Consider the following 25,632-nt stretch of genomic DNA (forward strand, 5'->3'; position numbering starts at 1 on the left):
GTCAATTCCGCGTTGAAGATTCCGACTACGATTCAACGGTTGATACCGGGTTCAACTCAGGCAGGTCGTGACTCGCAAATCGCATGGCGTTTTTCTTTCGATGATGATCAACTCGCGACAGTTGTGACACGATCTCCCACAGCGGTTGCCCCGTCCATTCTTCGGGATTTCCTCCTCCGAATAATCGGAATTCGAGGTCATTGACGACTCGTGAAGCTTCATCAACTCGGCGAATCTCATCTGCCGATCCGTCTCCTACGATGTGCTGATTCAAACGCGTCCAGTTCATCCACGCCTGATAAGCTGCGCTCGCATCGTTTTTCTGACAGGCATCTTTCAGCCGTCGCAACAGTTGCGTTTCAGGTTGATTGAAGTACGCACTGAGCGCGTGCCAAGCTCTTTTCCCAAACAGAAAACTCAACACAATCAAGACGAGTACAACTGCCGCGATGTAATAATTCGCTGTCCTTGTCGATGGAAAAGCGGAAGTCGTTTCCGCAGTTGCGATTGCTCCACTCACCGAAATTGTTCGTCCGGGGAGCGATTTGCTTTCGAAGGCTTCATCGTCCGGATTCCACCACCGAACGTCGACGTCGGGAATCGTGTAGGTTCCAGGCCGCTCGAATTGAATCTTCACACTGTCCGTCCGCTCCGCCTTCGCGACTCCCCGCTGAACCGTATCGACAACTTTTGGTGAACTCGGATACGACCTCACACCATCGGGCAGGTTCATCGAAATGGGCGGCATCAGCATGGCTGTGACTCCCTCTGCACGGCGAATCATCGTCCGCTGAATCACATCTCCGGGAGCCAACTCATCCTGATCGTCCGGTGTCCAAGACTGCGTGAATTCCAGCTTCGGAACCGAGATCACGATTTCTCCCGGTTCGGTATTCGGTGGACGTTTCGATTCGAAAGTGACTGGCGAAGTCTGCACAGAGTGATCTTCTGACTTCCCTGTGAAAGACGGTTTGCTCGAATAGCGGACCCGAAACGACGGAACGGTGATTGTCCCCGCCTGTTGGGTGAAGATCGCGAATTCATGTCGTTGAGTCAAAAGCGATTCACCATCGACATTTTCGCTTCCCACAACGGGGTTCCCCATTTTCAGAATGACCGTTGAGGGCAGTTCCGGGAGATCGAAAGCTGCGGCGGAGCTGAAAGGTCCCGGCGAGCACAGAGTGACAATGAGAGGAATTCCCTGGCCTATCCAGACGGACTCTTTCCCCAACTCAGCCTGAATTGTTTCTGCACTCCACCCCAAGGAAGGACACAGCAATACTGAAAGAACAAACACAGCGATGCGAGTCACTCGGCAGCCTCCGCGGCTGTTTCACGAGCCAATTGATAGGAAAACTTCGCTTGAAGGAACTGGGAAGGTTGCGTCTGAACTCTTCGAAGCCAGAGGGCTTGCATCTCTGAATTGGAAATCGGCTTCTGATCGTCCACGGTCGTCTCTTGTCCGCCCGGTTTGGTTTTATCAAAAACGATCTTGTCAGCTCCGACCTGTTGATCTCCTAAATCTCCTCCCTCCTGCTCGACACGTTTCGCCCGGGCAACTGCGATCGCTCGATTTGTCTTGGCATCTTCACGGTCGGGATTCAATTGCAGGGCACGATCATATTGCTTGATCGCCGCTTCGTACTTGCCTCTCATGACGAGACAGTTTCCCCGATTGTACTCCGCGTCGGATGTCGCCACGCGAGCAAATTCCTGTTCGGCTTTCTCGAACTCTCCCGCTCGAAACCATGCCTCGCCTCGCCGCATCGGATCTCGAAACGTCACGGCTGCTTCCGCAAAATCTTCGCGATTGAAGAGACGTTGTCCCTGCTGATCGGGAGTCAACCAGAGTCCCAGCCACGAAAAGGCAACGACGAAGAGAGTAACTGCCAGCGTTTTCACAACGACTCTCCTTTCGGATGAACAAATTCTTCACGTCGGAAGGTTGTGAGCAGCAGCAAAGCGACAAACGGAACGAGCCACCAACCCGCTTCCTGCCACCTTGCTCCATCTTGTTTTTCGGCGATCGTCACCGGTTTTCTGGCCGTCATACGAACAAGAGATTCCGCGTCTGTCTGATCTGACGAGATGACCACAACGCTGCCGTCAATCTCTCGAGCGAACGTTCGTATCGAATCGAGTTCCGGAGTTTGCTCTCTGGCGATCGCCCACACGATGACGCAATTCGCTGATGTTTTTCGGAACTCGGAAACGTCTTCCGGATCGTATTTCGAAATCGCATCGGCGACGACCAGAATCGTTCCGCCGACGTCTTCCAGCGTCCGATCGGCCAGCTTGATCGCTAGCATCACATCTTCTCCCGGCTTCGGAAGGATCTCGGACGAGATCTCCGAGGCCATGGTGGACACAACGCTTGTGTCTTTTGTCGGCGGCAAGACCAGATGTGCCGAACCAGCATAGGCGATGAGCCCGAGCGGTTGCCCGCTTCGCTGCTTTGCGAAGTCCACGATCTTAAGGTGCGCCCGCTCCATTCGACTCGGCATCAAATCGGTCAGCGACATCGATTCACTCGCCTTGAGGACCAACATCACCGGAACGACATCGTCGGAAAACGGACTCGGTTCCAGCCGCCATGTCGGCCCCGCAACGGAAATCACAGCCAGCACTCCACATAGTAAAAGCGCAAGGTGCGACCAGTTGCGTCGCTGTTGATGACCAATCGTCAGCGCCTCAACAAACTGCGGCTCCATCAACGCTTTCCAGCCACTTGTGGGATTCAGCCAATGCTGTCGTCGCCACCAGAGGGCAACAACAATCGGAAGCAACAACAGCCACCACGGCCTTAAGAAATGGAAACTCATGGGTCGACGGCCTCCAGTTCGAAGGTCCGCGCATTCACACGGAGTCGCTGTCTGACGTTGGATGCGTCCACCGAATCACGGCGAGATCGGAAGGACCAGAGAACCGAAGCAAGTCCGAGCAATACTGCGACGGACAAGGGAACGTAATACAAATCATCTCTCGGGCGATAGCTGACGGTTTTCACTTCCGTTGTTTCGATTTCATCGAGTCGTTGATAAATCTTTGAGAGTTCATCGCGGTTCAATGCCAGAAAGTATTCGCCCCCCGCAACCTTCGAGACTTCACGCAGCGTTTCCTGATCGAGACGTTCTTCGCCGACGGTCTCGGGGTTTCCCATTGCGACGGTGTAGATGGTGATGCCGCGATCACGGGCCACTCTCGCTGCTTCCGGAGGAGGAACCTGACTGCCGGTATCATTGCCGTCGGTCAGAGCGATGATGGTTTTGGCTGGAGCATCGCTTTCCGAAAAGAGTTGAATTCCCAACCCGATCGCATCTCCGAATGCGGTTTTCGGCCCCGCCATTCCGACGGCAGTTTCTTCCATCAATTGTCGACACAACTCCAAATCCGTTGTAAACGGGACTTGCAGAAACGGAGCGTCTCCGAAGACGACCAACCCGACACGATCTCCCTGGCGGTCTTTCAGGAACTCGTCCAGAACTCCTTTCACTGCCGTCAATCGATCGACTTTTTGCCCGGATTCGTTCGTAAAGTCTTTCTGATCCATCGACCCGGAGAGATCGATGAGCAGCAGTAAATCGCGAGTCGGCAGCGTGCGCTCGATCGGCTTTTCGTACCACTGCGGGCGAGCCAGCGCGACGACGACGAAGAACCAGATCAGGCATTGCACGACCAGCGAAATTCCTTTTCCGGAAGTGCGAACGATTTCGCCGCTTCCGCCTGCTCCCTGAATTCGAGACAGAAACGGAATACGCACCGCCGGTCGAACTTCCACCCTTCCGGGAAGAAGGTAATGGACCAGAATTGGCAGAACCAACGCAGCAAACATCCAGGGAAAATCGAATGCCAACATCACACGTCCTCTTCGTTGGAAGTGTGACGTTTGGTCCAATCGGTGGCAAAGCTTTTCAGTTCCGCTAATCCATCAGTTGCGTCGCCTGAATACAATGCTTCGGTAAGCGTTCTTCTGACTGCTGATTTCATTTCAAGTTGACCGGTTTGATTCAACCAGTCGCACCATTTGGTTCCGGAGAGTTTGGCGACGTCCTGCCGAGGGTAAGCACTCAGCGAGGTCCGTTTCATGACATTGGCCACATCCGCAACAGTGCGGGCATCCTCAATGAGCGCAATGGCCTCTCTCCGATAGGCGTTCGCTTTCCAGCGTCTAACAATTCGAAAAGTCCAGACAGCCAGTCCGATCGCACAAATTCCCAGCACAACCCACCATCCGGGAGCGAGTGGCCACCACGAGACGGGTTCCTGAAGAACGATATCTTGGAGGTTGGAAAGGCTGGCTGGATCAGTTTTCATCATCGTTGACCCAAAGCACTGAGAACTTGTTTCGAAACCGGGTCATGAGTGCAGATCGGCAGGATCGGGATTCGAAGTGCGCCCAGCCGTTGTCGCAATTGATCACATCGCTCCTGAAACAACTGCTGGTATCGTTCCTGAAATTTTGCACCGGTCGGAACGTTCAGCCAGGTTTCTCCGTCTGTTGCGTCCATGAGCCCGCTGACCGGGAGACGAATTCCCAGTGGATCGTAAATTAAAGCGGCCAGCACATCATTGTGTCGAGCGAGTTTCATCACCAGTTGTCGGGTTGTGTCATCATCGCCGTCATAGTCCGTCATGATCACGATCAGAAAGTCGTGAGTCGCAACATTGACTGCTCGCCGCAAAGCAAGATTCAGCCCGTTGGCATGCGAGCTTTGTTGCGACGCATCGAGTTGCTGGTTCATGGAAACCATCTCGTGACAGATTCGCAACACACTCTTCCGGCTTCGACGGGGAGGAATTTCGACAAAGTCATGATCGTTGAAGAGGATAGCTCCCACGCGATCGCCCACATCGAGCGTTCGCCACGCGCACAATGCCGCGAGCTCTGCTGCAGTTGTTGCCTTTGTGGCGCGAGCACTTCCGAAAAACATGTTCGAACGCTGGTCGACAAGCATCAAGACCGGACGTTCGCGATCTTCGGTGAACACGCGCACGTGAGGTTTTCGAAGCCTCGCGGTCGCTTTCCAGTCCATCGACCGGATGTCATCACCCGGGCGGTATTCTCGAAGTTCTTCGAAAGAAAGCCCGCGACCTCGAAGCCGCGAGCCGTGTCGCCCGTTCAAGAGACTTTTCACCGGCTGCCGTGGCAGCAATGAGAATCCTTTCGCTTCGTGCTGTAAACGCACGAGTTGCTCCAGAGTCACGTGAACAGATGATGTTCGCTTGGCTTCAGACATCACAATCTCTAGCTGACAGCAACTCGATCAAGAATCGCCTGAATCACATCCTCTCGCGATTTCCCGAGTGCCTCCGCCTCGTAAGACAAATGAACGCGATGGGCCAGACAAGCTGGTGCAACGGCTTGAACATCTTCCGGAGTGACAAAGTCCTTCCCTTGAAGCCAAGCCCGGGCACGCGAAGCAGCATCGAGTGCGATGGTTCCTCGTGGACTGGCCCCGATTTCAATCCATGTCTTCAGTTCATCGCCGTAGAGTTCCGGCTTCCGTGTCGCGATGATCAGATTGACGATGTATTCCTCGACCGACTCCGCCACCCGCACATCGTGAACTTCCTTTCGGGCCTGAAAGATCACGTCTTCGGAAATCGGATCGGGAGGACTGGCTGCTTTTCCGGCATTCTCCTTGCGAACAAGTCGCAGGATCGAAAGTTCATTCTCTCCCGCCGGATATGGAACTTGAACAAAGAGTAGAAAGCGGTCCATTTGGGCTTCGGGAAGCGGATAGGTCCCTTCCTGTTCGATTGGATTCTGCGTTGCCAGCACAAGAAAGAGATCCGGCAGCTTATGAGTCTTCCCCGCGACGGTAACTTGCCGTTCCTCCATTGCTTCCAACAGGGCTGCCTGAACTTTCGCGGGGGCGCGATTGATCTCGTCTGTCAGAATCAGGTTTCCGAAAATCGGTCCTTCCTGGAACTCAAACTCACCCGTCTGTTCAATGTAAATCTCCGATCCGGTCACGTCTGAGGGCAACAGATCGGGAGTGAATTGAACGCGTTGGAACTGGCCGTTGATCAATGTTGCCAGCGTCTTGATGGATCGCGTTTTCGCCGTTCCTGGAAGTCCTTCCATGAGGACATTTCCATTCGCCAGAAGAGCGATCAACAGCCGCTCGACGACTGCTTCCTGACCGATCACCGCTTCGTTCATCGCTTTGGAGAGTTGCTGAAAAGATTCGCGAGGAGTCGGCATTAGAGCATTTTCTGATTTGGTGTTCACTCACTCGCACGAGCAAACTCAGCCTTTGACCTGATGAAAAAGTTCAAGCGAGTGCACAGGAAAGAGCAACTTGCTCTCGATAGGTTTTCTATGAATTCGATACTGCAACAGCGGTTCGCGCTGCTACAGAAGAGGAGACCAGCCAAACGGCCTGATCCTAACCAATCAAACTGGGACTGGCTAGGACCGGGCAATTGGCTGGTCAACCGACTTCCGCGCATTTCGAACACACGACCTATTCACATAGGTTCAGTTCCTCGAATGAGTGAACGGCCACTATTCGACAGCTTCTTCGACTGAGGCCGCTGGAGCTTCGATCGGCTCGATTCCGGTCGCGCTGACGAACATCGCTCCATTCTCAGCGATCGAGACAATCTGATCTCCTCCTGCGGAGAACATGAAATCGACGATCTCGCTTCGTACATCTTCGTCATAGCCTCCCGGCCGACGAGAATGGACCTCGATCATGCGTTGACGATCGCCCGTCTTCGGGTCGATCAACACCAGGTGTTCTCCGATCGCCAATGCCAGCGAAGTTCCATCAGGAGACAGCTCCATTTGTGAAACCTCCCAATTGTGTCGGCCATTGAATGCAGGAATGGGAACAACTCCGACTTCGTTCAACGAATAGCTCCAACTCTTCTGCCCGGAGGAAAGGTCCCAGGCCACCACATCTCCCGCTCGACCATCATCATTCGTGCCTTGATCAATCGTCAGCAGATGTTGATTGTCGGAATGAATGATCGCGTTCACAACATGCGGATACGAACGACCACTGACATTGGGTTCTCCGATGGAACTGACTTCCCAGAGCCGCGCCGCGAGATCCACAGTTGGTCGCCCAATTTCTTTCGCCAACAGAAATCGACTATCAGACGACCAGCTCAGTGAATTCCTCTGGGGGAAAGGAAACAGGTTGGTCACCTGTCTTTGTTCATCGGCGAGACGCACAATCTCGAGTCGATACTCATCCCGGTTTTCATAACCAGCGTCTGTGTGGAGGACTCCTTCGATCAAAAGTGCAATCTGACTCCCGTCTGGAGAAAAGCGCGCAAATCGTTTTCCGAAAGACACACGATCGAGGCTGTCTTCCCAGACAGTTTTCTGAGAACTCGGATCATCGAGATTAATGACAACAATTTGTTGTTCAAGGATTTGATTGGATTGCTTCTGACCAGCTGCGAGTGCCTGATCCCTATGGCGATAGATTGCTGCAAGTTTTCCATCGTCTGAAATGTCGAGGCATCTGAGTTCACTCCATCCCCGCGGATTTTGGTATGTAAATTTGAACATCGCAATTTGTTTATCTGAACCGGTTGGATCTTTAACATCAAACCATTTTATGAGGAAGTTTTGCATTGAAGACGAACCGGCAGTTACGACGGCGAGAAGTCGTGTTCCGTCGGCTGATCCGCAAACACTTTCAGGTGGCAAGCCTGGTGAGAGACGGACGAACGGTGTCGGTAAAGATGGATGCCAAACCACAACGCGATTTATCTTGCCATTCTTAGTAGGGGCTTCTTCTTCGAAAACGCTCCAAAGCTTCGAGTGAGGGAATCCGAGCAATTTCTTGTCATCACCGTCACTGCTATCTTCCTCTCCCGGCCAAGCCGGAACCGTGCGAATTGGATTTGTGACCAACTCGGCTTCTTCCTGCCACTCAATGATTTCAATGGGTTGCGGTGGCGATGATTCCCCAGAATTGTTCTTGGAATACACTACAAAACGTCCGGACGGAGCGACCGCAGAAAATCGAAGCCCAGAAACTGGTCGCCAGTCGACAACGTTCAGGTGCTGATCATCAATCAACCCAATAGCTGTCTCGGTCAACTGAGTGAAGTGACCTTTCTCAAGTGACTCAAAGTGGTAACCATCTCCTTCCGGTCCCGACGGAGAGAACGCCGGGTTCTGACTATCCCAGGACAACTCGTTGACCTGCTCCCTGGAATTCAGTTTGAAGTGTCCGACAATGGAATTGCGTTTCGGATGATTACAGATTTTGCCCTCCACTGTGTGAGGTTGAGTCGCCCCTCGAGAGAGATCTCCACTTGGCAGGATGTTCCAGAATTCAAGCCGGTCTCCTCCGACCATCAATTTTGACCCATCAGGGGAGAAGATCACATTTGCCAACTCGCGTGCCGAACCGGTCGCCGTGACGGGACGGTCCGTCGCATCTCGCAGATTCCAGACCGCTACTTGATCAGTTCCATGCACCGCGGCAATCTTTGATCCATCTGGAGAGACTCCAATTTGCAGCCGGGAGTCTTCCTCGACGTTCGAAAACTGTGAGGCGGCATCAATCGTGCGGGTCACTTTGCCGGTCTGACAGTCAATCAGCAGAATCTTTCGATCACTCGAAACAGCAAAGATTCTCTTAGACGAAGAATCGAAAACAACAGGAAGTGGAGCTTCGAGCCCTTGTGGTCTCGATGAAGTGATATTAGTGCTTTCAAACGATTGCACAGGAAAGGTGGCGAGTTGTTCCCCTGTGTGGAGATTCCACAGACGCAGCTGCGCGGGATACGACCACCCCGTCTGATATTCATCCTTGATGAGTTCAGCCAGAACTTTTTCATCAGGAGAGAAAAGCAACGAGATCCACCTGAGATCGTTTTCAGATTTTTCAGGGGCTTCCCACTTCATCAATGGTTTCCGCGAATTCACATTCCAGACGATGAGTTCGTTAGGACTCGCAGTCGCCAGACGTGTTTCGTTGGGAGAGATGGCAATAGCCCAGACATCTTCAGTGTGCCCAACGAAGTGATTTCTCGATGCAGGAGCCGGAATTGATTTCTGATCGACCTCAACGAGTCGATTCACGGTTGCACTGGAGTCTCCAGAACCTGAGCCAGGTTGCTCCGCCGGATCAGTCGTGCCTCCGCCGCTGCCGGAACCATTGCCGCTACCGCCTCCACCGTCGTCACCGCCGCCTGGAGTGTCATCTTTTCCCGGGATTTGTCGCGATACTTTATTGTTATTGACAACGTCCGATTTCGGGCCAAACAAGAAAAATCCAGCCCCCAGGACGAGAATTGCCGCCACGACAACAGCACCGACCATTTTGAGCGAACTTGCCCCTGCGGCTGGTGCGGATGCGTCTTCTGTTCCGGCACTGGTGCCCGCATCTGCTGTTTGACTCTCATTCTCAGAATTCGAATCTGCCGTAGCTGCTGGAGCTGCCGTAGCTTTCTCTTCCGGTTCGTTCCTCGTCGTTAAATCGGCCCCGGCGACCGCTCCCATCCGAAACTTTTGCCGACACTTCGGACAGGTAACTTCACGGTCTGGGGAGACCTCTGCTTTCAGCTTTAAAACCGCCAGACAGCGGGGACACTTGATCGAGCTTCCACTCATGATGTTTCTTCCTCGGGGATTCAAATCACTGGCTGTCCGCTTCTCGCTGATTGAGGACCATGAAGAGAGTCCCCGCATAGTGGTCGATTTTGGTGGAGCCAGTGTTGCGCTCGAAAATCTTGTCACGGTCAATTCCTCCAAGACTTTTGTCGTCGAAACCGATGGCAACGGGTTTAGATTTCGTTGCCACAGCATCACCCAGACTGAGGGCGACAAAAGTTCTGGCGAGATCCGACGGAAAACTGTCCAGAAGAATCTCCAGAGAAGAAATTCGAAGCGCTAAAGAAATGACCCGCATCTCCGAGAACTCGGTTCTCCCGCGAAAGACCGCGTACGAATTGCCCATCGACACATATCGATAAATCGACTGTCGATTGACGTACTTCGATCGCTGTCGATCAGTCCCTACTGATCGGTCGATAATTGAGTTCATTGCACCCTTCCGAAGATCATTGATTTCTGTGTGAAATCAAAATGGCTTCGCAGGCATGCTCTTCGATGCCACGCACGAGCTCGATCTTCGTGAATGAGTTGACCAAGAGCAAGCCATGCGAAAGAGCGCACAGAAATCTCAATCAGATGGCAGAAGAAGAAAGCTTCCCTCGTGAAGCGACAGGGACATTGCTTCACGCCTGAAGAGTCGTGCAAGAAGCTTCGAAAGCCTGACGGATTATTCTTCGTCCTTGCCGGTTTTTCCGCGGAAATAAAGCCGAAGCGGGACTTCCTTAAACGGCAATGCTTCCCGCATATACCCCATCAGAAACCTCTTCCAACTCTTATCGAAGAGCTTGGGGTCGTTCACTTTCAATACGATTGTGGGTGGTTCGGTCGCGACCTGTGTGGCAAAGAAAATCTTGCCTCGGCGATTCGCCTGATACTTGGGAGGGTTGTTCTTATATGCCTCGTCAACGACCCGGTTCAACTGACCGGTGGAGACCCGCATCCGCGACTGTTTGTAAATCGTCTGAGCGAGATTGATCAGCTGCTTGATATTCTTTCCATCCCGGGCCGTAATAAATGCCACCGGGACGTGTCTTAAGCTCGAGAATGTTGAGAAGAGATACTCCGCCCACTTCTCACTCGTCATCTCTTCATTCAGCCCGAGATCCCACTTGTTCACTACGAAGATGCAGGGCTTCGTTCTCTCAAGGATCTCGTCCACGAGCTGTTTGTCGACGCGTGAAATCCGCTGACTCGCGTCAAAGAACATCATCACGACATTGGCACGCCGAATACTTTTTTGAGCGCGAACCAGTCCGTAAAACTCGATATCGTTCGCCAGACTCTTCTTTTTTCGAACTCCCGGAGTATCAATCGCGACGAACGCTTTTTCGTCGAGTTCGAAGCGAATATCGACGCTGTCGCGCGTCGTCCCGGCGATTTCGCTCACGATCATCCGGTCGGTTTCCGCAAGGGCATTGATAAACGTGCTCTTGCCAACATTTCGTCTTCCGACGATTGCCAGTTTCAACTCAGGAACTTCTGACGACCGTGTTCCCTGCTCGAATTCGTTGTCATCCGGATCGGGCAACAACTCGACGACTTTATCCATCAACTCTTTACGATGACGGCTTCCTTTGACGCTTGTCTGAATCATCGGCCCGTCTGCAATTCCTTCGAATTCGAACATCTCCATGTCCGTTTTGATGGAATCACACTTATTCACCACCACCAGCTTCGGAACATCAATCTTCCGCAAACGCTCGGAAACGAGTTTGTCGAGAGCTGTCAGACCGGCCTGTCCATCAACCACGAATAGAATCAAGTCCGCTTCCTGCAGTGCGAAATCGATCTGCTTTTCGATGTCATCACTCAGGTCATCCGAATCAACGATCCCAATTCCGCCGGTATCGACAAGCTCGAAATACCGGTCCTTATGATGCATCAGGTATTCGACACGATCGCGCGTCACGCCCGCGGTCGCGTCGACCACGGAAACAAGCTTGCCAGCTTGCCAGTTCATAATTGAACTTTTACCGACGTTCGGACGGCCAACGATCGCGACTTTAGGAATAGACATTTCAGCAAACATTGATAGAGATGTGAGAAAACGAATCCGCAATCGTATGTCCAACACTTCACGTTGGAAAGACCGACGCAGGTTTCGTCTGAACGAAATTGCGGGAAAGGTCCTTTAATCGCCTTTGGATTGAAGCATCTTCGATTCCAGAAGCAGTTCGATCAGTCGATCAATTTGCTCCGGAGAATTATACAAATGGCATGAGACTCGCAAATAACATTCTCCTCGCCAGTCCACGAAGAGTGTTTCGACGCCCTGACTTGCGAGAAACCGTTGCAGCGGATGAGGGTCGTGGGGCTTCAAATTTTCCGGAATGGGAACATCGATCGGAACGGTTACCATGGAACCGTTCCATTGATCGGAATCGGTCGATAGCGGGCTGCGCTCGGTCAATTCGAGAAGACGAACGCGGGCGTATTGCGCGAGAGAGTGTGTCTGCTCCCGAAATCTCGGAAGTCCGATTTCCTCAAGAAACGAAATGGCTGTCCCCACGGTCAGATACGTCGTCGGATCGACAGTCCCCGGCCAGTGAAATTCGTCTCGCCAGTTGAATTCTCTCCCATCGAGATTCCGTCCCCAGCTCGTCACCGTTGGCATCAGCCCCTGTTTGTATCTTCGTCGAACGTACAGAAACCCAGATCCAAACGCGGCACTCATCCACTTGTGACAGCTTGCGCAATAGAAATCGCAATCGAGCTCTTCCAAATTCACATTTACCATGGCTGGTGCATGCGGCCCATCCACGACGACGATCAACCCTCGCTCTTTCGCCGCCCGGCAAATTTTCTGGATCGGAAGGATCAACCCGGTCGCGGATGTGACGTGACTGACAACCAGGACTTTCGTTTTGGGAGAGACCGCCGCAGCGATCGCTTCCACGATCTCGTCATCATTTTCAAACAGATCAGGCAACCGAACGCGAGTTGTTTTCGCTCCACTGCGAGCACATCGCTGCCCCCAGATTCGAACGACTGCCCCGTACTCATGATCCGTCAGAAGAACTTCGTCATCGGGAGACAGGTCAAGATTCTGAGCGACAACATTCATCGCTGAGGTCGCATTCGGCACGAACGCAATGCTGTCGACTTCGCATCTCAAAAATGATGCAAGTGCCGTAGCTGCCTCCTGAAAGTAGTCCGGGAGTTTTCGAACCAGAAACGACATCGGCTGCGATTCAAGTTCGTCAATCAGCGATCGACGCCGCTCCTGAACACAGATCGGCGAAGGCCCGAACGATCCGTGATTCAAGTAGATGCAGTCGGGATCAATAGACCAATGATGACGGAAATCGGGCCAGTCTTCACGATGCGGAAGCGGGACAGTGGTCATGGATGGATTTCACCTTCACGTCGGATGTGCTGAGCGGAGTTGTCTGCGGAATGTCAATCAGCTTCCCAAAGGAGTCTTGCGACCCAGATCCGATTGTTGCTCCCATACTTTTCCACTCCAACTGGTTGCATCCATTCCGCAACAGTCACCCATGTTTCCTCTTCGCTCACTTCCGTGATTCCGAAATTGCCGAGCCGCGCTCCATACTCCGGGACCAGAATTCGTTCGGTCGCGCGAATGACTCGTTGTGTCTCCGGATCGACTCGACCAATGACGAGCGGAGCCCGATGCCGAAATACGTGGTCGTTGTCTAATCCACGTCGAGTGTAGACGAGAAACAATCCCTTCGGATGCGAGACCCAGTGAGCCTGAGTGTTGTAGCTGCCGAGCTCTTCTCCATCGTCGAAACGCCACAATTGAGGCGTTGAATATTTCAGCCCATCGTCACTGACAGCCACATAAGCACCGTTATCATTCCGCATCGTCAGATAAAACTTGCCGTTAAACGAAGTGATCGAAGGTTCATACAGCCCGCGTTTAATCGGGACAGTCATCTCGCTTCCATGTTCGAGATAGGTCAGATCGGTTCCATCAAAACGACAGCGACAAACCGTCGAGCTTAACTGATTTTGCGATGGCTCCTTAAAATAGATCGGAAGCAGAATGTCACCGTTGGGGAGATCGAGCCGTTGCGCTGAGCCAGCTCCTGCATTCTGAAATCGCGGTTCGTCGGGAAGTTTTAGAGTCTGATACGGTGACCAGTCTCCGGTCGTGGGGTCGAAGACCGAGTAAGCTGTGGAGCGGGGCCGGACTCTCTTAACGCGGTTCTTTTCGTAAACCACTGTATGACCGATCCCGAGCAAGGTCTTCGTCGCTGCGTGCCAGGCAGGAGTGAAATCACAGACCGTCTGCTCGATGTTCTCGCTCAGATGTTCGCGTTCAAAGTCCGAATCCGCCACGAGCGGTGTCCATATCGCTCCACCATCCGTCGAGCGCGAGGTATGGATCGCGTGGAAGACATCTGATCCCGTCAATTCCAGGGCCTGAGTTGTCAGAACGACTTCCGGATGCGAGTCGGAACTGCCTTCGACTTCAGGAGGAATGACTCCCGCCCGAGCATGAACCCAGCACGTCTGCTTGTCGAAACCTTGATGTGCAATGATCCGCTCGATCTGAAAAGGCATTTGCGAAACATCAGGACGGTCGGCCTCAGTCAGTTTTCGATACGCATCTGCATATCGACGGCCAAATTCTCGATACGAATCGGTATCAAAGTGCGTTTCATCCCCTTTGTGCTTCAACCCGTATGAGGAAACGAACGCGTTGTTTTCATGCAACTCGATTTGAGAACGATGCGCAGCGTCGACCTGTTGGCGGTACTCATTCCATGGTCGTTCTTCGAATTGTCCCAACTGCCCAATGAGAAAAGGGACCTCTTCCGCATTCAACTCGGTACGGATTCGCTCAATCAAATCCTGAAGATCCGATTGGTAGGAATCGCTTCGTTTCGCGTTCGAATCAGATTCTCCCTGATGCCACAGAATGCCCTTCAACGTGCCGGACTGGAGCGCCGCCTTCGCACGGGAGATTGCATCATCCCAGGGATGGGACTTCGTTGACTCGTGGAGTATTCCCGGCTCCCACGTAGTGATCGACGACCCGCCAACCGCACATGGGATCAAGCCTACAGCGATCTTCGGATTGTCGTGAGCGATTTCGATCCCGAACGTTTTCCCGAGTCCCACTCCAGCGATTTTCGGTTTGTCGAAGTGAAGCGGATCGATCGCCGGAACCCACTCCTTGTCTTTATTGAACATGAAGACACGAGGATGAGGCGTCTCATCCGATGGCATGACCCTGCCCCGCCCAGCCATGTTCGACTGCCCAATCAGCAGGAATAAGTGTACGTCGTCCTTGTTCGAGACATCTCCAATCTGTCCCCGGACGAGCGTTGGCGATAAAAGAAACGCGAGTACAAACAGAACAATCACTCGCGCGGCAGCAAGTCTTTCAGCCATCTTCGTTGCCTGTTTCAGAACGTTTGGGCATCGCTCCCGGCGAAATCACTCCGACTTCGCCGGGAAGAACGAATTGCCAACTCTTACTTGCGATTGATCCAGTCAACTCCGGACATTTCTGCCAGAGCAAGCATCAGAGCATGAGTTCCATTCTTGCCCCAACCGTTCGCTTTGACTGACTGATAGAGTTGTTCTGCCAACGCCAACCCCGGCATCGAAAGCCCCATTCGACGGCTCTCTGCCAGCGCGATTCCCATGTCTTTAATGAAGTGCTCGACGAAGAATCCGGGATCGAAGTTGTTGGCCATGATCCGTGGCCCAAGATTCGAAAGTGACCAGCTTCCCGCTGCTCCGGTCGAGACCGACTTCATTACAGTTTCGAGATCAAGGCCAGCCTTGTAGCCGTAAAGCAGCGCCTCGCAAACTCCGATCATCATCGACGAAATCAGCGTTTGGTTGACCATTTTGGTGTGCTGACCGGCTCCGGCAGGCCCTTGATGCACAATCGTTTTCCCCATCGCTTCCCACGCCGGTTGCAGCGCGTTGACGACATCTTCGTCTCCGCCGATCATGATCGACAGACGTGCTTCCTTCGCTCCGACGTCTCCACCCGAAACTGGGGCGTCGACAGAGTGAACACCTTTTTCTTTCGCCTGTTCAGCGATTTCGACAGCGAGTGAAGGTTCGCTGGTTGTCATATCGACCAGAATATTCCCTTCTTTGGATCCCGCCAAAGCTCCATCTTCCCCGAGGAACACTTCGCGAACATCCGAAGGAAACCCAACGATGGCGAAAATGACATCGGAATTCTCAGCGACAGCTTTCGGAGAATCGGCCCAGGTCGCTCCCTGATCCAACAGGCCCTTCGCTTTCTCACGCGAACGTGTGAAAACGGTTGCGGAGAACCCTTTGGCCAGCAAATGGCCACACATGCTTGAGCCCATCACTCCAGTGCCAATCCAGCCAATCCGTGTTTCACCCGGTACAATCGAAGCAACTGCCATCTTGAATTCTCTCCTGAATCGTCAAATCTTTTCGTGCCAATACGGAAGTGAGACACCTCGTCAATGGACGAAAGTATATCGATCGCCACTGTCGATGACACCTTCGAGCATCCTACGAATGAGCAGGTGTCCCAAGACACTGGTGCGCCGCACTCGATCCCGGCGAATATTGCCTTGCCCAGACAGCATCCCACACGAACCGGGTCGGTAGGTCTTTGGCGAATATGTGAGCTTGTCGTTTTTTTCAACACGTCGAATCATCGAGGGGAAACATGAGCTAACTTTCACACGACCAAGTCATGACTCACTCGCGAACGAGCCTCTCAATCCTCTCAATCGATGCAGCCGTCCTCATCAACACCTGACGTACGAACAGTGGGCACTCCACATGCCCTCGTGCAATGGTTGTTTGGTCTCGCGATTCTCAGTTCGTGCAGCCTGATCATGGCGATGGACTTTGCTGACCCGGACTTATGGGGGCACGTGCAATATGGACGAGAGATTCTCGCGACGGGAACAATTCCACGGACAGCGACGTGGACGTTCACATCCGTCGGGACGCCGTGGATCAACCACGAAAATCTTGCCGAACTTGCGATGGCTGCCGCCTACGACAACATCGGAATCCTGGGGCTCACATTCGGAAAATTGCTGATCGGCTGGGCTCTGATCGGAACGCTTTGGTGGAACGCACGATCTCAGGGAGTCCATCCGTTCGTCACAGCGTTGATCTGCCTCACCGTTGCGTGCATGCTGAAATTCCACTGGCACTATCGACCGCAAATTATTGGCTATCTGATGTACGCCATCATGGCTGTCTGCCTGAACCAGTCGATGCGTCCGAAGGAATCGCAATCGATCCGGTTTGAGTGGCTGCTCGCACTGATTCCACTCGCAGCTGTGTGGGCCAATACTCACGGAAGTTTTGTCGCGGGGATTTGTGTCTCTGCGGCATTTCTTGGAATTCAGGCGATCACCGTGCTTGCTTCCAATTGGCGCTCAGCAACAAATCTTCGAGACCTCCCCTGGAAAACAGTCTTCGGATTGCTTGGAGTCGCTTCTTCTGTCTGGATGGCGACCCTCTTCAATCCGTATGGCATGGACCTTCATCTCTGGTTGCTCAACGCACTCGAAGTTCCTCGACCGGAAATCGAAGACTGGGAAGCGACACCTCTGTTGAGCGCCTCCCCCGAAGTCATTGGATTTTGGGTGGTCATCACATCGATGCTGTTTGTCGTTTCGAATACTTCCCTGAAAGACTGGGCGAAGTGGATTGTTCTCGCGTTGGTCATCTGGCAATCTGCCACACACATTCGACACTTGCCACTCCTGGCAATCACGTGGGCAAGTTGGTTTTCAACGGACCTCAACACCGTCTGGGAAAGCTTTCGCGATGATGTTCGGCAACGTCTGGCAACGATCAAGAGCCAATCGATTTCGCCGAATGTTCGTTGGAACTCCAAGTTGCCAACCGCCCTCACGAGCATCTTTTTGTCATTGTGGCTGGTCGCAGTTGGTTGCTTGCTCTGGCCAAAGATTCGAACTTTAAACGTTCCGCATTCCCGGTACCCGGTCCAGGCGTTTCGATTTCTCGCTGAGAATCGCCTCGAAGGCCGAACCGTTGTCACGTTCAATTGGGCTCAATACGCCATTGGATTCTTCGCCCACGAACAGCTGAATTCGACCGTTGGAATTGATGGACGTTTCCGCACGTGTTACCCGCAGGAAGTGATCGATGTTTACTTCGACTTCTTCTTTGGGGAGAACTACGAGGGAAAGCGGTATCGCAGCCAAAACTCGGAACCAATTTCGAAAGACCGGGCACTCACGTTTCACGATCCCGAATTGTTCGTGATCAGTCGATTGCAGCAACCGACGCTATCGACCATGAACGACCATTCCGAAGATTGGGTTCGAATCTATCAGGATGAACTCGCCGAAATCTGGGGCCGGCGTGATTTCCTTGCCAGTCAATATTCCGATGTCATGCTCGCCAGTTCCGAAAACGCGAATCGACCTGAAACCGCAAACGGCGTGACTCCCTGGCCTGCGTTTCTGGACAACTCCCAAAACCCGACGGAACCCGATTCCGAACAGACTGCAACGGCGATCCTCTCGAACGATAACATTCGTCACCGGGCGATGAAATCTTCGAATGAAATCACCATGTCAACAACCTGACATGTATGCCGCTCGATCTCTTCATGAAGTTGCAGGTTCTCCATGTTTAAGCGACGGGCAAGAAATTCAAACTGATCAGTTCCGAATGCTGGAATGGCAAGATCGCTGGCATCTCCGCGCACAATCCGCATCGCATCAATGAGTCTTCGTAGAAAGCGGTACGCATCACGGAGGCTCAGACGTTCGTCGATGGACAGTATCCCCGCTTGTTCGAGGCCTTTCATGGCTTCACGTGTATTCGGAAGTCGAATCGCCGGATGACGATGGCCGAACGTCATCTGCATCCCCTGAACGAAGTATTCACAATCGACAAGTCCTCCCGGACTCAACTTCGCATGAAATGTTCCCGGTTGAACCAGCTGACGAATCTGTTTCTCGCGCATTGCTCTCATTGATGCAATGTCGAATGGCGCACCGATGTAAATCAAGTTGTCTCGTAATTGAACGATCTCTTCCCCGAAACCGGTGTCGCCTGCAATCGGTCTTAATTTGACGAGTGCCTGTCGTTCATACGGCCAAGCGGGTCCATGCAATCCGAAATACTTCTCGAATGCCTCGCGAGAGACGGCAAGACTACCTGCGTTCCCATAAGGCCGCAGCCGAAGATCGATCTCGAAGATCCGTTTCTGGCGAGAGTAAATCGACTTCTGAAACGTTTGAATGAGCCGTTGATAATAATCGACCGCCGATATTTGATCGGGCCCGGTCGTAAGGCCTTCCGAATCGTAGATAAACATTAACTCAATATCAGAAGCATACCCTAACTCCTGACCGCCACATTTCCCCAAAGCACAAACAGTGAGCCGACTCGGAACTCCCTCGTCGTTCACTGGATGTCCATAACTATTTTGCAAATCCTCTTCGCACATCGCGAGCGCAGCTGCAACAACTGTTTCCGCGACGGAAGTCAATTCAAGGGAAAACATCCCGAAACGATCCTGCAGCCCGAGAATGTGACGCATATCAACACGCATCATGGCCCGGTCTTTGAACTCGTTGAGAATGTCAATCCGTCGCGACTCGTCTCCTGCCAGCAGAAAATAGTTCAGTTCATTCACCAAGTCCGTCTTATGATACGAAACCTGCAGCCCGGAGATGTCCGTAACAACGGGGAATAGGTTTTCGTGTTGAATCCGCAGAAAATCTTCCCAGAGAAAATCGCTGACTCCGAGAAGCTGCGTAATCGCAGACAGCACTTCCGGATTCTCGAGTGTTTTTAGTTGATTTAACCAATCCGGCTGTTGAAAGAGATTATCGAGCAACTGCCGAAAGTGCGTTAGCGCGGCCGCCGGGTGAGGAGCCTGTGGCAAGAGATGGGTAAAATGTTTAATAAGCACGACCGCTGCTCTAAGCTGCATCCGCCGCTCTTCATCGAGCAGATCCCCGCCAGCTCCATCCCGTACATAAAACGTATCGAACACCCGATGACCTCGGGTTCGAACTTCCATTTTATCAATAAAAAGACCGCTCGCATGGATGGCGCTTGTTAACTCATAGAGGAAGCCGGGCACGTCCTCCGCTCGAATTTGGAGAATCGTGGACGGCGACTGCTCATCCTGTTCGAAAATCACTTCGACCGGGAGGATGGGGTCCATCGCTCTTTTTTGCTGGCGAATGGTTTTCGCGAGCCTTCGAATGAGAAGACTCTGAACAGCCCGGCCATCATCAGCGCGTCCCTCTTCAATAAATTCGCGTAGCTGAGAAGTCAGGTTCTTTAATCTCTGCGGGTTGTTATCGCTCTCCTGTTGTTGAGTACTGGCAATCCGAAAGGATGCAACAAACAAACCAGATCGCACATCCGCCTTTAGTTTTAAGTCAGTGGACTCAGTTTTCGAGAGTGCTTCGTTGAGGGGAACCACGTCAGCGGAGGTAATATCGAATTCTTCGGAAAACAGCATCCCGCAAATCGTTGGCAGATTGACCTGCAAATTGCTTGCAAGCAAATAAATATCGTAGCTTGACGCGTCTTCCTCCCGGACATCAATCGCGACTGTTCCGCTGTCCTGAAACTCTTGCACCAGCCTGCGAATTGTCGACACCGGCGGAACGTTGGCAAATCGATCACTTCCCGAGCTGACGATCTCGGATTTCGAATGATCTTCCTCGTCGACCTTCGATGGAGCTTTCTCGGTGTTCTCTTTAGAGAGATGCTTACGGAAGATGCGAGAGACCGCCTGAGTGTGTTGGCGAAACTGCTCGACGAACAAGTCCTCATTCGGAAAGTCGAGTCGTCGCGCCAGGTAAGCGAGCTCACGTCCTGACTCAGGCAGAAATCGTTCCGCCTGATTGTGCATCAGCTGAAGTGAATGCTCGATCGTTCGCAACATCATGTACGCGGTGCTCAACGTGCGATACTCTTGAGCGTGAATCAGATCCGCTTCTGACAGGCGAATCAGTCCTTCGATCGTTCCTCCGGTGCGGATGAACGGCTTCGATTTGCCATGTATGAGTTGCAGCGACTGAACGAGAAATTCGATATCGCGAATTCCGCCCGGTCCACTTTTGACTTCACCGAACTTGCGCCCGTGCTGGCTGATTTTGCTTTCGATTTTCGCTTTTGCGGAAGCGATCGATTGGCGAACGGCTTCCGCTTCGACATCAAACGCCGAGAATCGAAGCCGCTCGAGGAGTTCGTCACCCAGCGAATAACGGCCGGCAATTGTTCGAGCCTTGAGAAGTGCCTGACGTTCCCAAAGCTGGCTATGCCGCTCAAAATAATCAACGTAAGAATCAATCGTTGTGACGAGCGGTCCGGAGCTTCCCCAAGGGCGAAGCCTCATGTCAACACGATAGAGAAACCCGAGATCGGTGAACTCTGAAAGGACATTGATGAGCTTTTGTCCCAGTGTCCAATATTTCTCCGCATGGGAATCGCAAACGAAGACAAGGTCGATGTCCGAACTGTAATTCAGTTCGGCACCTCCAAGTTTTCCGAACGCGATCACCGCGATGTGTTCAACATCATAACCTTCGAGTTGAGAGAGCCCTTCAAGCGAGACTTGAACAATCGCGTCAGCCAGGAGTGAAAGCTGTCGCGTGACCGTTCTAAGATCCATGAGCCCGAACGTATCACAGGCAGCGATCCGCAAGAGTTCCCATTGCTGAAAACTTCGCAGCTTAAGTTTTAGCTCGTTGACATTTTTTGCACTCAAACAAGCACTTCGGCCCTGCTCTATAAACTCTTCGCGACTCTTAAATTCCGCCATGCGCTTGTGTTCAGTCAAGCGCTGAAGTGCATCCGGCTGGCGGACCAGAATCTCCGTTAAAAACTGGCTTCCCACGAAGAGCCTGAGCAAAATTTCAACGGTCCTCGGTTCACGAGACAGTGTTCGTAGAAGCGTTTCACGATCGTCGACTGATTTTAAGAATCTCTGAAAGTTCAGCACCGAACGATCAGGATCGGGTGTCTCAGAAAGCGAAAAAAGAAGCCCGGGCAGAATCTCGGCGAGAAGATTCCGTTGAACGTCGGATTCGGGAACGGACCTCAAGCGGTCGATCGCGACATCGATCCGCTCGAATCCAACCGGCTCAATTTCCTCAACGAGCTGTTCGGAGAGTTCAATGTCCGAATCGAGAATCAACTGGGAAGTGTTCGCGTCAATCATATGGAAACGTGATCCGTGACCAGTTATTCGGATGAGCAATACTGCAGCTGAGGCGATAACATGACTTCGCAGCTATTGCCACCTTGAATTGTTTCGATCTCTTTTCGTGCTTCTTCAACATGTTCCTGATCAATGAGCACATTTAGAACCAGATCGATCGTATAACTTTCTCCGGCACCGAGTTTAACAACGCGCCCCTGCTCTCTTTCGAATGATTTAAAATTGGGGTAATTCGTCGCCGGTTCAATTCCAGTGACATATCCATCACTGAGTGCTTGAGTGCATTTCCATTGAGAAAAACACGGCAATTGTTCTTTGTTGAATCGCAAGCTTAGCCCGCAGTCTCCGGACGAATTTTGAATCATCGCGAGCGACTCCCCGGAAGAGTTCGTCAATGTCTCGTGGAAATAAACCTGCTCGCTGTAACCGGAAGTGGGAGCGAGGTACTCAAGATATCCGCTCGCATCCTCAGCGGCTCTTGCATCGCGAGGGATCACTTTGCTCGCGGGACAGGCGAATTTCGCTCCTTCCCCGAGAATCGGAGTTCCCAGATTGATGTGATACAGCAGCTGCAATTCCGTCGGCGCGGAGCCAAGGTTCGTCACGACATCACGAACTCGAATTTCCGACGATCCCAGCGGAGAGGTGATCGACGACTCCAGCCGGAGTTGAGGCCCGAAGAGAGTCGACTCGTCAACAATCCCTCGAACTCCAATCTCGTTTTCATTCGAAATCATCTCGACCGAATGCGCGGGCAGATTGGCGATCTTACCGTGAAGCGTGAGGTCTGATTCGATTGGACTCGGATTCCCCTCATCGATCCCGGGAGGTCCATTGAACGAGAGGCCACAGCGACACAGCAACTCATTGAAGCCATCGAGCCATCCCAATCCGTTTCGGCTCTTCAAATTGACAAAAGCTGGATTGACTGGAGATTTCACTGGGGAATCCCACCCGAATCGAGTCTCACCGAAGTGTGCGGTCCAGATTCCCATCCCGCGCGTCGGAAGGACGTTGCAGCTGAAGACTCCGTTGCGAACTTCGATCACTTCGACACCCGCAGAGAGGCCATCGGTCATTCGTGTCTGCAGAACTTCCCAAGGCAACTCAGCTCCGGGCGCGCTCCCACCGAGGCAGACAGAGTCAGATCTCAAATCAGCGGACATCGACAAATTCCTTCATCTCTCTGGACCAACACTTGTCAGGAATGGAGGTTTCAATCTATCGACACAGGGGAGTGATGTCCCGCCTGAGCGATGGAGAAAACAGTCAGCAGTTTGGATTCACTGAAATTAACGAATATGCGGGCTGCACGCCTCCGAGATCTCTTTCCGAAACGACAAAAACCGAACTGGGCATCGGCAATCTTGACAAAGCCCCGTCGAGAATCACGGGAGCATTCACTCCAGGAAGAAACCAGCTACAATTTGTCATGTGCGTACTCTCAACAGTCACGGTGGGTTCGATTCAAGAAGCGTTCCGTTCACTCGAATAGCCACTCATCGCACTCGTCACATCCTGAGAATTCAAGTATCTGGCATGCCGAACAACGATCAAGATGCCCCGACTTCGTCCGACGCTTCCGCCTATTCTCAGGAATGGTACCAGGAGCGCAAGTCTGTCCTCGGTGAGGCAGCCTGTCGACAACTTGGGCTGTATGCGATTCCCGATGGCTTTCGATTGTCTGTCGTCATCCCAGTCTACAATGAGCGAGAAACGCTTCCGGTTCTTTTAGAAAGAGTTCGGGCTGTCCCGATTCCGAAAGAGATCGTCTTGGTCGATGATTGCAGCCAGGACGGAACGCGCGATCTTCTCGAGTCGTATCGGGATCGAGAACTGAGCGATGAGATGAACCAGATTCAGGTTCACTTCCATGAGAAGAATCGTGGAAAAGGCGCCGCCGTCACGACAGGGTTCTCGAAAGCATCAGGTGATGTGATCATCATCCAAGATGCGGATCTCGAATACGATCCGGCCGAAATTCCGCGTCTCCTGCAACCGATCGTGGATGGTCGAGCGGATGTTGTTTTCGGAAGTCGGTTTCTGGGAGACCAACCCCATCGCGTGCTTTACTACTGGCACTATCTGGGAAACAAGTTTCTGACAACACTTTCCAATGCGTTCACGAATTTGAATCTTACTGACATGGAGACCTGCTACAAGCTATTCTCGAAAGATGTCATGGCGAAACTGTGGCCGACATTGCAGCAACAACGATTCGGGATTGAACCGGAAATCACGGCAAAGGTCGCCCGAATGAACTGCCGGATTTACGAAATTTCCGTCAGCTACAGCGGTCGAACTTACGAACAGGGTAAGAAAATCGGTGTTCGTGATGGATTTAAAGCGCTGTATTGCATCGTTCGATACGGGCTGTTTCAGTAGAACCATTGCCAGTTGGAATCTGATCGCGCAACCGAGATCGTCTGTGGGATCTCGATCGTTTGAACGTCAGTGAATACTTCGTCATCGCGCGACCTGGTCTGTAGAGGTGAAGAGACTTCGCCTTAAACCGATCAGAGACTGACATGGATGACTTTGACTGGCTTCCCGGAGACATCGCTGCCTGTTACGGAAGCGATTGGACGAGCAAGTTTATCACCTACGGAACCGCTTCACTCTTTGCCCCGCAGCGGCTTCGGCTTGGACCTTCTCACGTCGCGGTCATGTGCCAGCACCACGGCACGAATATCTGGGTGGAAAGCACAACCATGTGCTCCACTCCCTGCCTGATTCAGGGACGCCAGCTCAGTGGAACCCAAGCCCACCGTCCCGCTGATCGGATTCGAAATTACATCGAGGAAGGTGGTCACGTTGACGTGTACCGCCTGACCGCGATGAATCGACTGACTCCCGATGAGAGTCGGCTGTTGTCGGAAATTCTGGTCGAACAGTTTCTCAAAAAGTCGATCGAGTACGATCTTTCCGGGGCTCTGCTTTCCGGAACACGATTTCTGCAGCTGACGCGCATCTTCCCTGAAACTCGGCTGAACGAATTGTTCTGTTCGGAACTCGTTTCCGCCGTGACCATGCGTTTGAACAGAATGAACCACGCGATTCCTGGACGCTACAACCCTGGACGACTGCTTCGCACACTCGTCCGGCTTGGGAAATACGAATGGCACACGCGGTTTGACAACGAATCTCACCGTTGATCGCGATCCGCCTGTGCTTTCCCGAGAACATTGTCATCGCTTCTCTATCCCCGCGTGAGCTCGTTCTCTCTCGATGAGTTCTGCTTTCGTCGTGCAAATCGATGCTGACCGAGGATTGGAAATGCGATCTCGCTGGAGCATGAATCTTATGCAATCCGCCATCGACATGATCACCGGCGTCCTCCTGCTGGAGATCATTTCTTCCTCGACTTGTGAGGCCCGAAATTTTGAGTGCACAGATTCATCGGCACTTCAGATTGCGGAACAGTCGCGACTCCGTTCTTCAACATTCTGGACGGGCGAGCCGCTTCGGAAGTCCTGGGCTCCGCCATGTCATCTGACACTGGATTTCGCGAATCACACCGGGGGGTGGCACGACACGATTCGAGTTCACGGAACAGGGAGTCCGCAATCCCCGCATGGTCGTGAGTGGAACTCGGCAAGCGATGGTCACTGACGTCATTCCGCACGAGGTCGATCATCTCGTGCGCGCGGCACTTGTCGGGCACCCCATTGAAAGATGGCTCGACGAAGGGTGTGCCACGCTCTTTGAATCAGAGACATTGAAACAGCATTTGCGAAATATCGCGCATCGTGCGAACCCGAATGTAGACATCGGTCAGAAAACGTAGCGCTCGACGGAGAGGGTGTGACGGAATAAAAGCGTAGCGCCCAGATGATCACTTGTTGTCAGGTGTTCAGACTTTTGGTTTTCACCATTTGTTTGAACTGAT

General features: G+C 52.6%; 19 protein-coding genes. 4 read left to right on the forward strand and 15 right to left on the reverse strand.

Annotated features, from left to right (window positions below; genetic code table 11):
- Nucleotides 1-25 precede the first annotated feature (25 nt).
- The 13 genes from KOR42_RS21100 to KOR42_RS21160 form a co-directional block, all read right to left on the reverse strand.
- A complete protein-coding gene (locus tag KOR42_RS21100) occupies nucleotides 26-1,312 on the reverse strand; it encodes a BatD family protein (RefSeq protein ID WP_146511818.1) in 1,287 nt (428 codons plus the stop codon).
- Nucleotides 1,309-1,902, reverse strand: a complete 594-nt coding sequence (locus KOR42_RS21105) for a tetratricopeptide repeat protein (protein ID WP_146511819.1) — start codon at nucleotides 1,900-1,902, stop codon at nucleotides 1,309-1,311. Before KOR42_RS21105 ends, KOR42_RS21100 begins: the two co-directional genes overlap by 4 nt.
- On the reverse strand, nucleotides 1,899-2,822 hold the full coding sequence (locus KOR42_RS21110) for a VWA domain-containing protein (RefSeq protein WP_146511820.1): 924 nt from the start codon (nucleotides 2,820-2,822) through the stop codon (nucleotides 1,899-1,901). Before KOR42_RS21110 ends, KOR42_RS21105 begins: the two co-directional genes overlap by 4 nt.
- A complete protein-coding gene (locus KOR42_RS21115) occupies nucleotides 2,819-3,856 on the reverse strand; it encodes a vWA domain-containing protein (protein WP_146511821.1) in 1,038 nt (345 codons plus the stop codon). Before KOR42_RS21115 ends, KOR42_RS21110 begins: the two co-directional genes overlap by 4 nt.
- Nucleotides 3,856-4,317, reverse strand: a complete 462-nt coding sequence (locus tag KOR42_RS21120; RefSeq protein ID WP_146511822.1) for a DUF4381 domain-containing protein — start codon at nucleotides 4,315-4,317, stop codon at nucleotides 3,856-3,858. The genes KOR42_RS21115 and KOR42_RS21120 overlap by 1 nt, the downstream gene beginning before the upstream one ends.
- Nucleotides 4,314-5,237, reverse strand: coding sequence for a DUF58 domain-containing protein (locus KOR42_RS21125; RefSeq protein WP_146511823.1), 924 nt, complete (start codon nucleotides 5,235-5,237; stop codon nucleotides 4,314-4,316). Before KOR42_RS21125 ends, KOR42_RS21120 begins: the two co-directional genes overlap by 4 nt.
- 8 nt (nucleotides 5,238-5,245) lie before the next feature.
- Nucleotides 5,246-6,208, reverse strand: coding sequence for an AAA family ATPase (locus KOR42_RS21130; RefSeq protein ID WP_146511824.1), 963 nt, complete (start codon nucleotides 6,206-6,208; stop codon nucleotides 5,246-5,248).
- Nucleotides 6,209-6,511: 303 nt separating this feature from the next.
- Entirely contained in the window at nucleotides 6,512-9,586 is a 3,075-nt protein-coding gene (locus KOR42_RS21135; protein WP_146511825.1) for a hypothetical protein, read from the reverse strand.
- A 25-nt stretch (nucleotides 9,587-9,611) separates the two neighbouring features.
- A complete protein-coding gene (locus tag KOR42_RS21140) occupies nucleotides 9,612-10,019 on the reverse strand; it encodes a hypothetical protein (RefSeq protein WP_146511826.1) in 408 nt (135 codons plus the stop codon).
- A gap of 237 nt (nucleotides 10,020-10,256) precedes the next feature.
- Nucleotides 10,257-11,606 (reverse strand): ribosome biogenesis GTPase Der, encoded by a 1,350-nt coding sequence (gene der / locus KOR42_RS21145; RefSeq protein ID WP_146511827.1) that lies wholly within the window; start codon nucleotides 11,604-11,606, stop codon nucleotides 10,257-10,259.
- Between the two features lie 114 nt (nucleotides 11,607-11,720).
- A complete protein-coding gene (locus KOR42_RS21150) occupies nucleotides 11,721-12,935 on the reverse strand; it encodes an aminotransferase class V-fold PLP-dependent enzyme (RefSeq protein WP_146511828.1) in 1,215 nt (404 codons plus the stop codon).
- A gap of 53 nt (nucleotides 12,936-12,988) precedes the next feature.
- Nucleotides 12,989-14,953: a sialate O-acetylesterase gene (locus KOR42_RS26910; protein WP_197441422.1), complete on the reverse strand. Its 1,965-nt coding sequence runs from the start codon at nucleotides 14,951-14,953 to the stop codon at nucleotides 12,989-12,991.
- An 83-nt stretch (nucleotides 14,954-15,036) separates the two neighbouring features.
- A complete protein-coding gene (locus KOR42_RS21160) occupies nucleotides 15,037-15,957 on the reverse strand; it encodes an NAD(P)-dependent oxidoreductase (protein WP_146511829.1) in 921 nt (306 codons plus the stop codon).
- A gap of 375 nt (nucleotides 15,958-16,332) precedes the next feature.
- Here KOR42_RS21160 and KOR42_RS21165 point away from each other — a divergent pair, with 375 nt between their 5' ends.
- Complete coding sequence (locus KOR42_RS21165; protein ID WP_146511830.1) at nucleotides 16,333-18,138, forward strand: hypothetical protein; 1,806 nt, start codon at nucleotides 16,333-16,335, stop codon at nucleotides 18,136-18,138.
- Here the strand turns inward: KOR42_RS21165 and KOR42_RS21170 are convergent.
- Together KOR42_RS21170 and KOR42_RS21175 are read right to left on the reverse strand one after the other, a co-directional pair.
- A complete protein-coding gene (locus KOR42_RS21170; RefSeq protein WP_146511831.1) occupies nucleotides 18,090-21,743 on the reverse strand; it encodes a [protein-PII] uridylyltransferase family protein in 3,654 nt (1,217 codons plus the stop codon). The genes KOR42_RS21165 and KOR42_RS21170 overlap by 49 nt on opposite strands.
- Nucleotides 21,744-21,766: 23 nt before the next feature.
- Nucleotides 21,767-22,909, reverse strand: coding sequence for an aldose 1-epimerase family protein (locus tag KOR42_RS21175; RefSeq protein WP_146511832.1), 1,143 nt, complete (start codon nucleotides 22,907-22,909; stop codon nucleotides 21,767-21,769).
- A 373-nt stretch (nucleotides 22,910-23,282) separates the two neighbouring features.
- Between KOR42_RS21175 and KOR42_RS21180 the strand changes: the two genes are divergently transcribed.
- From KOR42_RS21180 to KOR42_RS21190, 3 genes are all read left to right on the forward strand, one after another.
- Nucleotides 23,283-24,128, forward strand: a complete 846-nt coding sequence (locus KOR42_RS21180) for a glycosyltransferase family 2 protein (RefSeq protein ID WP_146511833.1) — start codon at nucleotides 23,283-23,285, stop codon at nucleotides 24,126-24,128.
- A 143-nt stretch (nucleotides 24,129-24,271) separates the two neighbouring features.
- Nucleotides 24,272-24,898: a hypothetical protein gene (locus KOR42_RS21185; protein ID WP_146511834.1), complete on the forward strand. Its 627-nt coding sequence runs from the start codon at nucleotides 24,272-24,274 to the stop codon at nucleotides 24,896-24,898.
- 148 nt (nucleotides 24,899-25,046) lie between these two features.
- The gene (locus KOR42_RS21190; RefSeq protein WP_146511835.1) at nucleotides 25,047-25,355 is read left to right on the forward strand and encodes a hypothetical protein; all 309 of its coding nucleotides are present in this window, start codon (nucleotides 25,047-25,049) and stop codon (nucleotides 25,353-25,355) included.
- Nucleotides 25,356-25,632 lie beyond the last annotated feature (277 nt).

Origin of the sequence: Thalassoglobus neptunius (assembly GCF_007859735.1) — a bacterium.
GTDB classification, from domain to species: domain Bacteria; phylum Planctomycetota; class Planctomycetia; order Planctomycetales; family Planctomycetaceae; genus Thalassoglobus; species Thalassoglobus neptunius.